Origin of the sequence: Chryseobacterium rhizosphaerae (assembly GCF_003385455.1) — a bacterium.
In the GTDB taxonomy this organism is placed as follows: Bacteria; Bacteroidota; Bacteroidia; order Flavobacteriales; family Weeksellaceae; genus Chryseobacterium; species Chryseobacterium rhizosphaerae.
Genome location: NZ_QNUF01000014.1, coordinates 1 through 13,872, shown reverse-complemented (window position 1 = coordinate 13,872; position 13,872 = coordinate 1). Strand labels below are relative to the sequence as shown.

The 13,872-nt window shown below is 33.7% G+C and carries 10 protein-coding genes; 5 read left to right on the top strand and 5 right to left on the bottom strand.

The genetic code is table 11. The features are described 5' to 3' along the window. Positions 1-98: 98 nt before the first annotated feature. From DRF57_RS13070 to DRF57_RS13060, 3 genes are all read right to left on the bottom strand, one after another. Complete coding sequence (locus DRF57_RS13070) at positions 99-1,199, bottom strand: hypothetical protein (protein WP_115918902.1); 1,101 nt, start codon at positions 1,197-1,199, stop codon at positions 99-101. Positions 1,200-1,523: 324 nt separating this feature from the next. Then, complete coding sequence (locus DRF57_RS13065) at positions 1,524-1,865, bottom strand: hypothetical protein (RefSeq protein ID WP_115918900.1); 342 nt, start codon at positions 1,863-1,865, stop codon at positions 1,524-1,526. A gap of 10 nt (positions 1,866-1,875) precedes the next feature. Beyond that, positions 1,876-2,346: a GNAT family N-acetyltransferase gene (locus DRF57_RS13060; protein WP_115918898.1), complete on the bottom strand. Its 471-nt coding sequence runs from the start codon at positions 2,344-2,346 to the stop codon at positions 1,876-1,878. Between the two features lie 578 nt (positions 2,347-2,924). Between DRF57_RS13060 and DRF57_RS13055 the strand changes: the two genes are divergently transcribed. The 4 genes from DRF57_RS13055 to DRF57_RS13040 all read left to right on the top strand — a co-directional run bounded on the left by DRF57_RS13055 (position 2,925) and on the right by DRF57_RS13040 (position 10,987). Beyond that, positions 2,925-4,358 (top strand): tetratricopeptide repeat protein, encoded by a 1,434-nt coding sequence (locus DRF57_RS13055; RefSeq protein WP_115918897.1) that lies wholly within the window; start codon positions 2,925-2,927, stop codon positions 4,356-4,358. Between the two features lie 6 nt (positions 4,359-4,364). After that, positions 4,365-5,861 (top strand): tetratricopeptide repeat protein, encoded by a 1,497-nt coding sequence (locus DRF57_RS13050; RefSeq protein WP_167449371.1) that lies wholly within the window; start codon positions 4,365-4,367, stop codon positions 5,859-5,861. 158 nt (positions 5,862-6,019) lie between these two features. Next, entirely contained in the window at positions 6,020-7,444 is a 1,425-nt protein-coding gene (locus tag DRF57_RS13045; RefSeq protein WP_115918893.1) for a tetratricopeptide repeat protein, read from the top strand. A gap of 537 nt (positions 7,445-7,981) precedes the next feature. After that, complete coding sequence (locus tag DRF57_RS13040) at positions 7,982-10,987, top strand: reprolysin-like metallopeptidase (protein WP_115918891.1); 3,006 nt, start codon at positions 7,982-7,984, stop codon at positions 10,985-10,987. 96 nt (positions 10,988-11,083) lie between these two features. Here DRF57_RS13040 and DRF57_RS13035 read toward each other — a convergent pair whose 3' ends face one another. Further along, a complete protein-coding gene (locus DRF57_RS13035; protein ID WP_115918889.1) occupies positions 11,084-12,247 on the bottom strand; it encodes an FAD-dependent oxidoreductase in 1,164 nt (387 codons plus the stop codon). Positions 12,248-12,274: 27 nt separating this feature from the next. Continuing rightward, positions 12,275-13,090 carry a helix-turn-helix domain-containing protein gene (locus tag DRF57_RS13030; RefSeq protein ID WP_228450263.1) on the bottom strand — a complete coding sequence of 272 codons (816 nt, stop codon included), beginning with the start codon at positions 13,088-13,090 and terminating at the stop codon, positions 12,275-12,277. Positions 13,091-13,424: 334 nt separating this feature from the next. Here DRF57_RS13030 and DRF57_RS13025 point away from each other — a divergent pair, with 334 nt between their 5' ends. Then, a complete protein-coding gene (locus DRF57_RS13025) occupies positions 13,425-13,646 on the top strand; it encodes a hypothetical protein (RefSeq protein ID WP_115918885.1) in 222 nt (73 codons plus the stop codon). Positions 13,647-13,872 lie beyond the last annotated feature (226 nt).

Here is a 13,872-nt window from a genome sequence, read left to right as displayed (position 1 = left end):
AAAAGCTAATATCCTTATTAAAGTTCAACTAAAAAACTGTTGTTGAGCGTTGCACTTCAGCTAAACTGACGTGAAAATCTTTTTTTGCTCTAGCTTTTTTACACAAGCTTATTTTTAAATTCGTAAAATAATTCAGGGTTAATAAGTTTAAAATTTTTCTTCAGATCGCTTTGTTCATAGTCTGAAGCAACCACCACAAAATCATCCGTTTTGTTGAGTTCAAATGCAGAAATACTATTTTTTAAATTTTTACAGCATTCTATAATCATTTTTATAGTATTATTTTCTTTATGATGTAAAGAGGTTTCTTGATTGTATAAATTAAACAGATTTTGAGTTTCTTCGTTCAACTCAATTTCGAGGGAATGGGAATAGTCTATTGGATTCCAAATTATCCATTTTGCTTCTTTCCCTTTTTCATTAAGCCATTCTTTACGGTCTGACTCGGTTCCAAATCCAATTGAAGGCGGGAGCATTTCCTCATGATAATAATAAATATAGATACAATAGATTTTTTCCTGAATGTTATAATGTAAAATGTTTTGCTTTAGAATTTCAAGAAGTTTTTCTGATACAAGGTCGGTTAATTTTTTGTAGCTAATTTTCTTGTTCGGCTTATTATACCAATAATGCTCCTTTTCTTTTATAGATTGAAGCAGCCCTGTTTCGTCATAATAGTAATCAAATATCCTATCAGGAACTTCTGTGTTTTGATAGATACGCTGCATTGTCTTAGTTGACAGTTTTCCCTTATTATAAGTGTACATATATTTAATCCAACCGTCTTTAAAAACAGCATAACTAATAGTTAATATTGAATGCTCATACATGAAAAGTTCCACATGGTCTATTTCTTTTTCTATACTATAATCAAATCGGTAGCTTTCTATGCTATCTTTTCCCCTGATATAAAAAATTTCGTAAAATAAATCTTTTAGATCCGTGAATTGTCTTTCAACAATGATTTCATTATGGTCATCAACACCATATTGATACTGATTTTCTTTTTTTACAGGTTCATCTTTATGAAGTCTGCCTTTTGGAAAGCGGTTTTCCTCGAAATAAAAAGGCTCAAGATTAGAAATGCTGTCAGTTGTCCAAAACCATCTGATTACTTTTTGTTCTGTGTTTTTTTTAATCGTTTTATAATTCTTTTGAGCTTTGCTGAATTTTTCTTGAAGTTGTTCTATAGTCTTCATCAGTTTTTAGTTTGTGAAATCTGTTTTGGAAAGTTTACAACTAATGGGTGGGTGCTTATGATTTGCAGGATTTTGAAAACCGAAATGTTCTACTGTCACCAAACGCCATGTAGAAATAATGACTTCTGCATGGTGTTTTTTTTCAGTTATAATGGTTATCTGTTCATTATATAAGTTTCATTCTAAGCAAAAGGTCAATTATATTGATCCTCATGTAAACCCAACCATTATTTTTTTGATTTCTTATTTGAAGTTTGGGGAAGCATAGGAGGTGGTGGAACATGAGAGCTGTTAATTTGCTCAAGTGTCGGAGGAACAATATGTTCAAGAATAACGGTCTTTTTGAAAGGAAACTGGTTTTTTTGACAACTCTTCATGATAGTCAAAGTAATAGGTATCCTTAGTATAATAATAGCTCTGAACAATTAATGAGTCTTTTGTACCAAAATAAGTATCAGAGAGGTTAAGCTTTACAAGTCCTTTATCGTTGGCTTTTACTTTTTTTACAATCATAACACCGGTTTTGTTTTCTTTCATAAAAGTTACTTCAACATGTGGAGCTATTTCATGAGTATCCGTAAGGAAAAGAAGTTCTATACTGTACTGTTTTTGTGCTATAGCTGCTGAAAAACAGAGTGAAAACAGGAAAATCTGTAGTTTTTTCATAATAATCGTTTTAATGATGATACTTCATGACTATATTAGAATCCGTTTCTTTTTCCACTTCTTTAAATCCAATCTTTTTGTATAAATAGTAAGCCCTTTCATTGGTCGGAATTACATCCAGGAAAATATCGATCGGATGAAATAATCTTCTTGCTTCATGAATCACAGCCTCTACCAATTCGTACCCTATGTTTTTACCCTGAAATCCTTCTTTGACATACATCTGGTAGATATTTCCCGAAGAACCGGTATCTTTAACGAAAACACAGATTCCTATAAGCTGAGCATCTGCAAATGCCCCCCAAACAAATCTTTCCGGCGTTTGATTTTCTATATCAAATTCCATTCTTAGCTTTTCCGTATTTTGAGCTTCTTCATAGGTTGCACAAAATGATTCAGGAAACTTTTTCAAGCTTTCCAGCCGGAGCAGTCTATAGATTTTGCTTTCAGCCGGATGCAATTTTCTGTATTCAATAGTCATAGATAAGTTGTAATGCTATAGCATAGCAAAGATGCGAATAGTTTAGGATACAGATAACATCAATTGTTAAGAATTTTTTTTATGTCAATTAAGTTAAGTCGAGTATTTGATTATTTGTCAAGATGTGTGATTGTATATCACTTTACTTGGAAATAATAAAAGGTAGAATAATTTTCATGTTATTTGTATTTTCACTCTTGTTTTTGGTCAAAAATTAAGGGGTGTGGCAGATTTTTTGTTAAGCGAAAAGATGCATTCTTAGTTTATTTGTAGTAGACTGAGGTTGAAAAATGGGAAATAATTCGTTAATAATTATAATGTTTATTAAATTAATACCTGGTATTCCTTTAGTATGATAAATTATGTATATTTATATGGAGGAATTATTAATAATCGAAAGATATAATAATATGTTAATTGGATTCTGTTTTGGTATTATTTCTTATGATGCGTAGGTAGGTATAGGAAAATGAATAATATGATTACAGATGAATGGGTGAAAAAAATTGAAAAAATACTTTTTCAATTAGCGTTAATAAGTTGAATGATCAGAAGTAAAATTAGTTATTAAAAAAATCATGAAAAATATTAAAATCTATACCCTCTGTATAGGTTTATTGCTTGTCTTGGTTTCATGTGGAAAGAATATAAGTGAAAGAGAGAAGGAATCCTTTGATACCGATTTAGTGTTTGCAAATCATACTTACATGTCAACCTGGGGATACGAATCTGCTATGCGTCTGAACATAGAGTATTTGAAAAAAGCAGAAAAGATGAATTATCCGGAAGGTAAGGGTATTTGCTATCATAATATTGCATGTATTAATGTGACCATTGGGGATTATGAAAAAGCCAATTTTTTTTTCAATAAGGCGAGGGAATATATTGACATTTCTAAAAATCCACTTCATAAAGCTTTATTTTATCATAATTATAGTAGGTATTACAAATTTCTTAATTTAACCGATAAGGCAATAGAGTATAGCAATACTGCATTTTATTATATGAATAAAGCAAAAAAATCAAAACTTAAAGATAGAATTCTTCCCAGGATGTATTTGAATAGAGGAACTTATTTTATGGAAAAAGGCTGGTTGGGTACATCACTGAAAATTTTCCTTAAAGCCAATGAACTTGAAGATTCAAAGTTAACCAATAGTATGTTGGCAAAATATTATTTGTCTGTACATCAGCCGGATATTGCGGAAACATATCTTGTAAAGGCTAATGAAAAAATGTTGAGTGATAAAACAGATGATGTGGAGTCCTTTTATGTATACTCCACAATGGGCGAGTATTATAATACGTTGAATCGTAATGAAGATGCTGAGAAAGCTTTTAAAAAAGCCCTTTTCATTTTAGAAACACAAGGCGTTTACTCTGTATTCAAAGGACGTTGCTATAAGTCTTTGGCAGAACTATATAAAAAGATGCATGATAAAGACAGAGCTTATTATTATCTGAAAAAATATACCGAGGAAGAGGGAAAATCTGGTTCTGCTCAATTGACAACACTGAATAAAATGATGGATGATTTTATGACAGAAACGAAAAAGGAGTCGGACTGGAATAGAAGTAAATTGCCTTTAGCTATTGCTTTAGCCATTGGTGCGATCACTGCTTCAGGAGTCTATGTTCGAAAGATTATTAATACACTGAGACTGAAAAAGAGAAACTTAAAAAAGGAAACCGATGATTTAAAAAAACATATGCATACCAAGCAGTTTCAGGAAGTTCGAGACCTGGTAAAAAGGAATGATTCTTCTTTTCTGTTAAAATTCAAAGAACTATATCCGGATTTTACAGGTGCCCTTTTAAAGATTAATCCCGATCTCGAAAATTCCGAACTGGCTTTCTGTGCTATGCTGAAACTCCGTCTTTCATCCAAAGAGATTGCTGATTATACTTTTGTGCAGCATAAGTCGGTTCAGCAAAAAAAATACCGGATCAGAAAGAGGCTGAATATTCCGGCAGAAGAAGATACTTATGATTTTTTTGATCATTTACAATAAAAAAGGATGATAATCAATATGTTGTCATATGAATTTGAAAAGAGGTTGTTAGACCTTTTAAAACAAGTAAAGAAGACTAGCACCTATATCTTTTGTATAGGTTTGTTACTGGTCTTGGTTTCATGTGGACATAAGAATATAAGTGAAAAAGAGAAAGAAACCTTTGATAACAATTTACTGAGTAAGAATGATTTTTTGTTGTCATCAGGTGAATATGAAGCTCTTATCCGCCTGAACATAGACTATTTGAAAAAAGCAGGAAAATTGGGTTATAGAGAAGGGAAAGGACTTTGTTATCTCAATATAGCAAGGGTGAATGTTTCTGCCGGAAATTATGAAAGGGCTTTGGTTTTTTTTGAAAAAGCAGAAAAAGCTTTATATAAATCCGGAAATGCATATCATAAAGCGTTGTTTTATGATAGTTATAGTAAATATTATTCTCATTTTAAACTGTATGATAAGGCGATAGAATACAATGACAAGGCACTTCATGATGTAAAGGATGTCAAAAAGTCAGAATTCAATGATAAACTTCTTCCAAGGCTATTGGTGAACAGAGGAGCTTATTTTGCATGGAAAGGGTGGTCGGGAACTTCTTTGAAATGTTTGTTAAAAGCAAATGAATTAGAAAATTCAGCATATACCAACTGTATGGTGGCGCAATATTATTTATTTACGCACCAGCTGGAACCTGCAGGAATATACATTCACAGAGCAGAAGAAAAAATACTGACCGAGAAAATAAATAATGTAGAATCTCTTTGGGTATATTATACGATGGGCTACTATTATAATGAGATCAACAATTATAAAGAGGCAGAAAAAAATCTTAAAAAAGCACTGGGAATTAATGTAAAAATAAGACATACATATTCTTCACATATGGTAGAAGTATATCAATCTTTAGCAGAAATGTATAAAAAAATGCATGAAGAGGACAAAGCCTATTATTATCTGAAAAAATATATGGAAGAACGGGGAAAATCCAGTTCTGCCCAATTAATTGCAATAAATCATACGTTGGATGAATTTATATCGGAAACAAAGAGAGAATCGGACTGGAAGAGAAATAAACTGCCCCTGGCTATTGCATTAGCTATTGCTGTAGTTACTGTTTCGGGAGTCTATGTTCGGAAGGTTATCAATACCCTGAGACTGAAAAAAAGAAGTTTAAAAATGGAAACTGAAGATTTGAAAAGACACGTAAATACCAAGATGTTTCAGGAAGTTATGGAACTGGTGAAAAGAAATGATTCTTCTTTTTTGTTGAAATTCAAAGAACTGTATCCGGATTTTGCAGGTGCCCTTTTAAAGATTAATCCTGGTCTCGAAAATTCTGAACTGGCTTTCTGTGCTATGCTGAAACTCCGTCTTTCATCCAAAGAGATTGCTGATTATACTTTTGTACAGCATAAGTCGGTTCAGCAAAAAAAATACCGGATCAGAAAGAGGCTGGATATTCCGGCAGAAGAAGATATTTATGATTTTTTTGATGGTTTATAATAAAAAATAATAATGATAAGTATAGTATTGTCAAATGAATTTTAGAAAAAGGTTTTATTCAATGTGAAACAAGTGAAGTATAAAGAGTAGAGAATATTATTACCTGTTAAAAAAACAGTTTTTTTACTCATAAATTATATTGGAAAATATTAAAAAATATGATGATCCGTTTTTTTCTTTTTATTGTGCTGATTGTTTTGGTTTCGTGTAATCAGCGTTCCCGTAAACAGGATGAAGAAAACTTTGATATTTCTTTAGGGGAAAAAAATGAGCAGTTCAGCCTATCCGGGGAATATGATTCTCTTGTCAGTCTTAATACAAAATATTACAGACAAGCTAATCAAATGGGCTATGAAGAAGGGAAGGCTTTGACCTATGTCAATCTAGCTAAATTGAATATTTCTCTTGGAAATTTTCAAAAATCGGAAGTGCTTTTTGGTAAAGCAAAAAATGTTCTGGAAAATTCTCAAAATAACCTTCATAAAGCAATATTCTATACTGCGTATGGACGGTTTAATTTTGAACTTAGCAAAACGGATAAGGCTTTTGAGAATTATAATAAAGCATTGAATAATATTTATAAAAGTGAAAATTCTAAATTAAAAGATAAGCTGCTTTTCGATATTTATATTAGACTGGGTGTTTATTTTTCCTTGAAGAAAGAATACCAGAAAGGATTGAAATTTTTTCAAAAGGCTCAAAAGATTGATAATACAGGATACGCAGAATGTGCTATAGGAGATTATGTTTATTACAGGTATCAGGATTCTGCCTACAAATATATAGCAACAGCCTATCATAAGACCAATATTTCCGGAAAAAAAGATGGGATAGCGCTTTATACCAATACGATGATGGGAGAATGGTACTTTGTAGACGGACAATATGATAAAGCAGAGGAAATGCTTTTACAGGCCCTTGAAATTGATAAAAAGACACGGCGTGTATATGCTAATTATACCAAATATATTTACAACGATCTCAGAATGGTATATGAAAAAAAAGGAGACAAAGAAAAAGCTTATTTTTATTTAAATGCTTATACCAATGCAATAGATAAAACCAATATTGCAATATTTACAACCATTAACAAGGATATGGAATCTTTTATTGATGAAACCAAAAAAGATACTAAAAGGCATGATAAAAATGTGCAATGGGTAATCCTATTATCGCTTGTGGGGTTTTCTGTTCTGGGAATATATGCCTGGAGGATTATAGACATACTGAGGAAGAAAAAAGAAGCACTTAAAGTCGAAACAGAAAAATTAAAAGCCAAAGCAGATGATAATAAACAGGACGAAATTCTGGAACTGGCAAGGAAAAATGATCCTGAATTTTTTAACAGGTTTAAAGAAAGCTATCCTGAGTTTATCAATAAGCTTCTCATTATCAATCCTAGTCTTGAAGCTTCCGAGCTTACATTTTGTGCTATGTTAAAATTACATTTTACCTCAAAAGAAATTGCCAGTTATACACTCATCCAACACCGGACTGTTCAGCAGAAAAAATACAGAATCAGAAAAAGACTTAATATCCCTACAGAGACAGATATTTATCATTTTTTTGATAATTTGGTATAAATCCGATATAAAAAACTGCCTGATGATTCCATCAGGCAGTTATTCGAAATGTTTTTTTTCACCATTTAGCTTTTTGGTGATTTGCTTTTTCAAATTTGAATATTTTTCATGAAATTCAAAAATAACCACCTACTACATACGTACTACATTATTATTTTTGTTTAATTTTTTTTTATCATTTATCTGTTTTTGTTGAAATTCTATGCATCATCGATTTTTTTAATTGATTATTAAAATGTGTACTTTCTAAGTGCTCAATGATAACATCTTTATCTCTTTTTCTCATTAATTTTTAGCATTCTGTAATCTTTTTTTCATCAGGAGAATAATCAACTTGATTTGTATGTTGTTGGATTTCAGTACGTTGTATATTGTGTTGTATCTATGTAGTAGATCTATCTAATGCTATTTACTATTTAAAAATATAAATTGACATTGTTTTTTGTTACTTAATTAAAAACCAAATGAAGATAGTTTTTGCCAAAATTATTCTTTACTCACATTAAGAATTATACTTGAAAAATATTAAAAAACATTATGAAAAAAAAATTATTATTGGTTAGTACATTAGTAGCTGGAAGTATAGCTACCTATGGACAGAGATGGGAACCTGCTTCTCAAAAATCATCTCAAATAGATAAAAATATTGAAGTTCAGTACTCGTACCAGCTAAACTTACAATCTCTGAGAAACCTTCTAAAAGATGCTGCAGAAACAGGAAGAAATGCAAAACCTGTTATTATTTCTTTACCAACTGCAGAAGGAAGAATCGAAAAATTTGCGGTCTATAGCAATCCGGTGATGGATAGATCTCTGGTAGACAGATATCAGCTAGGTTCTTATGTAGGAGTTGGAGTGGATGATCCTTCTAAATATTTGAGATTCAGTACGTCTCCAGGTGATATGCAGTCTATGATTATCAAAGACGGGGTATTTCAGTTTATAGAGCCGATAAGTGCTGATAAACAAACTTATGGAGTTTTCTACAAAACAAAAGAGAGGGGAGAACATGGCTTTAAATGCGAAACGGGAGAACATCATCTTAATGACATTAATAAGTTAGTAGAGAATGGTAAAAAAATGCTTTCGGGAGTAGGAATTGCCAGCAGACCAACTAACACAAAATACAGAGATTTCAGAATGGCATTGTCCGCTACAGGAGAATACAGCCAATATCAACTAACAGCAGCAGGAACTCCCAGCAATGCTCCCGATGATATAAAAAAAGGAATTGTTCTGGCCGCTATGAATAATACAATGACAAGAATAAATGGTGTTTTCGAACGTGATTTTGGAGCTCATTTTACGGTTCAGAATCTCCCACAAATCATCTATCTTGATGCTGCTACAGATCCTTATACAAATGATTTAAATACTCAATTACAGCAAACACTTACTTCTGAGGTAGGAAATGCCAATTATGATATTGGGCACGTTTTTCATCAAAATGCAGAAAGAAGTGGAAATGCCGGAGGAATTGGGATTGTCTGTACAGATCCGGATCCCGCTAATAATATGGATATTAAAAAAGGATCAGCTTTTACCAGAGGACCTGTACCTGTAGGTGAAATTTTTGACTTTACCGCTGCCCATGAAATGGGACATCAACTGGGAGCTAACCATACGTTTTCCAACACATCTGTCACAGATGCTAATGAGGGAGCTAATGTAGAGCCTGGAGGAGGAACAACTATTATGGGATATGCAGGCATTACATATGATAATGTTCAGGCTAATTCGGATGGATATTTTCATTATAAATCAATTGATCAGGTGTTAACTAATTTAGAAAATAAACTTAATTGTGGAGTCTCTCAAAATATCAATAATAATACGGCTCCGGTGATCAATCCATTGGCAGCTTATAGTATTCCTAAAGGTACCGCTTATTATCTTGAAGCTTCAGCTACCGATGCTGAAAATGATCCTATAAATTATACATGGGAGCAGAATGACAGTACAGATGAATTTTCCACCATTTCAGGAGACAGCGGTTGGGGATATAATTCAAAAGGAGCCCTCACAAGATCGCTTCCCGGATCACCGAATGGAAGAAGATATTTTCCTAAACTAGAGACAGTAATGAATGGAGGATTAACTAACAAGCAAGAATGGGAAACTGTATCTTATATTCCTCGTGTTTTGAATTATGCAGTAACTGTAAGAGATCAAAATCCACAACGTCCAATGGTTTCCAGCTCAACAACCTCAGTAACGGTAGGAAATGATGGACCTTTCAAATTCAATGGACTTACAACATCTTCAGTACTGTATAATGATGCCGTAAACACAATATATTGGGATGTTGCGAATACAAATACAGCTCCTTATAATGTAGCAGCTGTAAAAATAGATTACACCACTGATAACGGAATTACATGGGCAGATCTTGTGACTGCAACTCCCAATACAGGAAATTATAATGTGCAAATGCCGGGTAGCCTAAGTGGTACCGTTAAACTAAGAATATCGGCTGTAGGTAGTATATTTTATGCAATTTCTCCTGTTATTACTGTAGGAGGTGCCCCTACATCTTCTACATTAGCTCCTACAGGTATCTCTACTTTGGATACTGAGGTTTTCAAAACAACAGCAAGAGTTTCATGGAACAGTATTCCTGGAGCTACTTATTCAATTAATTACAGAAAAGAAGGAACTGTGAATTGGTCTAATGTTGTAAGTGCTGCAAATTCAGTAGTGTTGAATAACTTAGAAGACGAAACGAATTATGAAGTACAGGTGGCTTCTGTAGTCAATTCATCTCTTGGGGTTTTTTCTAATAACTATTCATTTAAAACAAAAGGATTAAAGACAGGTGTTGATTACTGTATATTAAGTTCTGGATCACCTTATTTAGGAGCAATTTTGAAAGTAGTTGTTGCTAATATTAATTATACTGATGTTACGGCAAGATCATATAAAGATTTAAGTGAAGATCCTAATAAGATTATTAATTTGACACAGGGTAGCACCTATACTATTGCACCTAGAATAGGAAACTTATTACAAAGCATGCCTGTAAATATGTCTGCCTGGATTGATTACAATAGAAATGGAGTTTTCGAAGTGTCAGAAAGAATCGCTCAAGTATCCGGAACAGCACCTAAAGGTGATATTGGGATGGGGACTATTAATTTTACAGTTCCATCAGCTACGTATTCAGGAGATAAGTTGACAAGAATGAGGATTGTATGTAAGTATGCCACCAGCTCTTTGGATGATTTGTGCGGTGAAATACCAAGTCAGGCAGGAGGTATTATGGATCTTCCTGTGAGAATTACTGATAATACACTTGCTGTGAGAGAAGTAAAAGATATAAAATCATCAGAGGTATCTATTTACCCTAATCCTGCGGATACATTTGTAGAAGTGAAGAACCTTAGAAGTAAAGCGGATTACAAAATCTACAGTGCAGATGGAAGACTTGTTCAGGAGGGAAAAGTTGAAGGAAAAATCAATGTGGCTTCTCTGGTAAAAGGAATGTATGTAATGACGATAAAAGATGACAAAAACACTTATAATAATAAGTTGATCAAGAAATAAGATGAATAAATCTCCACATTAAGATTTTTGAAAATGGAGAGAAAAAAGATGTATTAACTAAAAGGCTGTCTCTTATTGGAGGCAGCCTTTTGTTTACTATGAAGTTATATGACCATTAAAAAATTTCAGCATACTAACTAACGCTTTTTCAGAATGCATCCGTTCTCCGTTTTCAAGGGATTCCTGGGTGGCAATGCCGGCTCTTTTGCGCATTTTTATTTCATAGGCAGAAATAGCTTCCTGTAAAGTGGAATAAGTATGGTTTGTCAGACATTCACTAAGTTCCAGAGAGTCCAGCATGGCCATATTGGCACCTTCACCTGCAAATGGCGGCATCACATGAGCGGCATCACCCAGCAGAGTTAAGTTGGGCTTTGTTTCCCAGCTTTGGTTCAAAGGCATAGAGTAGATCGGGCGGGGGATAAAAGGAGTCTGAGCATTTTCAAATAATTCATCCCAGATGCTGTTCCATTCAGAATATTCTATTTTAAACCATTTCAAAACCTGCATCTTATCCGAAAAGTCCAGGCCACTGTGTACACTCCAGTTTTCATCTGCTTTAAAGCTGGCATAAAACCCAAGATCACCGTTGCCTTTCTGACCCAGCAGTATATTCTTGGAATTTCCAAAAGCCATTATTTTGCCCCCTTTGATCAGTGCATCAATATGCGGGGCCGCTTCCTTTGAAACATTGCCCTCAAGCATGATGATTCCGGAATAGATAGGTTTCATTTCTGTGAGGTAAGGACGTATTTTAGAATGAGCACCATCTGCTGCAATCACAAGATCGGCATAAGCGGAAGTTCCATTTTTGAAATGAAGGATCCAGCCTCCCTGCCGGGCCTCCATTGATAAAAAATGACTGTCCCAAACTACGGTTTCAGGATGTAATGACTCCAGCAGCATATTTCTCAGCGGACCACGGTCTATTTCCGGACGGAAATGTTCAGCTCCAAAATCTTCCTCAGGTTTTAGTTCGTGGTCGCTGAAAAATATTTCAGCCTGTTCATTCATAATAAGGGTCTTATCTGCACCGGGACGGAATGTCTTTTTGAATTCTTCCAACAGGTCAGCTTTACGTAAAGCTGCCAGTCCGGAATTTTCATGCATATCAAGAGGAGAACCCTGTACCCGTGCATTTTTATTAGGATCTCTTTCATATACTTTTACATTCGCGTTTTTCAATTGTAAAAGTCTTGCCAGGGTAAGTCCTGCAGGACCACCACCGACGATGGCTATTGATGTATTGTCTATCAGCATTGTTAATTTAAATTTTACAATGCAAATTTATTTTCCTTTCAACACTGATAATAGTACAAATCGGTCATTTTTATTTTTAGACAATTCTTTAGGAGCAACTCCGGAGAATTTTTTAACCTCTTTGATAAAGTGATTTTGGTCGGTATAATTGAGTTCAGGGAAGAGCTTTCCCTGTGCAATATGTTCCAATGATGTTCTGAAACGTAAAATAGTAGAATAAGCTTTTAAGGATAGCCCTAATTGTTTTGTAAAATAACGGTTGATCTGACGGCTGCTCCAGCCTATTTTTTCTGAAAGATCCTTTACACTCATTTCACCTTTTGATTCATATATAAGTTTAAAAAGTTGATGTTTTCTTTCATCTGTTTTTTCAGGAATCGATTCTCTTATTTTTTGCGTTGCTTTTTTACAGCAAAGCTCAAAATCCTGTAAATCATTCGCTTGAAACCCCCAGAAATCATTGGAAAGTACTTCCCCCTTATTTAATAAACCGGCAATAGAGGTCTTTAAAATATATTCTACGGCGATAGGCTTAAAACTGACGACAAAAGCTGTCGTTTTTGAAGGGATTTCTCTTTGTTCCGGATAAGTTTCCAACCCCAGAAGTGTAACACAAAAAGGTTCAGATGGCGATTGCATAAAGAACAGGTCCACCCGTCCGTCAGGAATGATAACTACTTCCTTAGCTGTTCCAGAAAGGTTTTGAAACGTCCCCAGATTTTCTACAAAATCTGCAATCGTCTGATCCGGTTCAATGAAATTATAATGGAAGTCATTATCCATGATTGATCTTAATAAGCTTTCAGTACATGAAGATACAAAAAATGGACAACCGTAAGCCATTTGTTGAATTTTTATAATGTACAGATATCGAAAAATAGATGCGGTATTCAATTTTATTGGAGATATAATCCTTGCGCCTTACAACAGAAAGCTTTTACGATCTTAGCGTCTTAGCGTTTCCCAACCTTAATTCCCCAATTTTTCAAACAAAACCCAGGACTAAAAAGATAGCCCGGATAGTAACAAGATTAAAAAAATTAGAATGAATAGCCTACGACAATGAAAAATAGATGCGGTATTCAATTTTATCGGAGATAAAATCTTTGCGCCTTACAACAAAAAGCTTCACCATCTTTTGTTTCTAATCTTCCTTTGTAATTTTTATATTGCCATTATGAAATTAAAAGAATTCCTGGAGAGAAATCCAACGATAAATACGGCACAATTGGCAAGGAAAATGTGGCCGGATAATAAATCGGCACCGTCAAAATTGACAAATAAACTTAATGAAAATATTGCTGGGGACAGTAAACAAAGAATAACAGAAAAAGATTTAGAAAATGCTAAAGCCGTTTTAAAAGAACTGGCTGATGATATTTATAAAACTTTTAAATAACCATAGCCGGTTTATAGAAAATAAAATCCCTCCTGAAGTTGATCAGGAGGGAACCATCAAAAAAGATCAAGTGAGCGCATAGCCTTACTGGCTTAGCACCTATTATCATTCAATTTTTTGTAAATCACTTAAAAGTTGATTCATTCTTTCCTCTCTTTCTTTCCTCTCTTTTCTCTCCTTAGCTTCTCCATTTTTATCACCCCAATAATCAAGATATACCGATTCT

Coding starts and splice junctions, on each gene's coding strand:
- DRF57_RS13050 (WP_167449371.1), top strand. CDS start 4,365: ATGATAATCAATATGTTGTCATATGAATTTGAAAAGAGGTTGTTAGAC.
- DRF57_RS13070 (WP_115918902.1), bottom strand. CDS start 1,199: ATGAAGACTATAGAACAACTTCAAGAAAAATTCAGCAAAGCTCAAAAG.
- DRF57_RS13025 (WP_115918885.1), top strand. CDS start 13,425: ATGAAATTAAAAGAATTCCTGGAGAGAAATCCAACGATAAATACGGCA.
- DRF57_RS13055 (WP_115918897.1), top strand. CDS start 2,925: ATGAAAAATATTAAAATCTATACCCTCTGTATAGGTTTATTGCTTGTC.
- DRF57_RS13035 (WP_115918889.1), bottom strand. CDS start 12,247: ATGCTGATAGACAATACATCAATAGCCATCGTCGGTGGTGGTCCTGCA.
- DRF57_RS13065 (WP_115918900.1), bottom strand. CDS start 1,865: ATGAAAAAACTACAGATTTTCCTGTTTTCACTCTGTTTTTCAGCAGCT.
- DRF57_RS13045 (WP_115918893.1), top strand. CDS start 6,020: ATGATGATCCGTTTTTTTCTTTTTATTGTGCTGATTGTTTTGGTTTCG.
- DRF57_RS13060 (WP_115918898.1), bottom strand. CDS start 2,346: ATGACTATTGAATACAGAAAATTGCATCCGGCTGAAAGCAAAATCTAT.
- DRF57_RS13030 (WP_228450263.1), bottom strand. CDS start 13,090: ATGGCTTACGGTTGTCCATTTTTTGTATCTTCATGTACTGAAAGCTTA.
- DRF57_RS13040 (WP_115918891.1), top strand. CDS start 7,982: ATGAAAAAAAAATTATTATTGGTTAGTACATTAGTAGCTGGAAGTATA.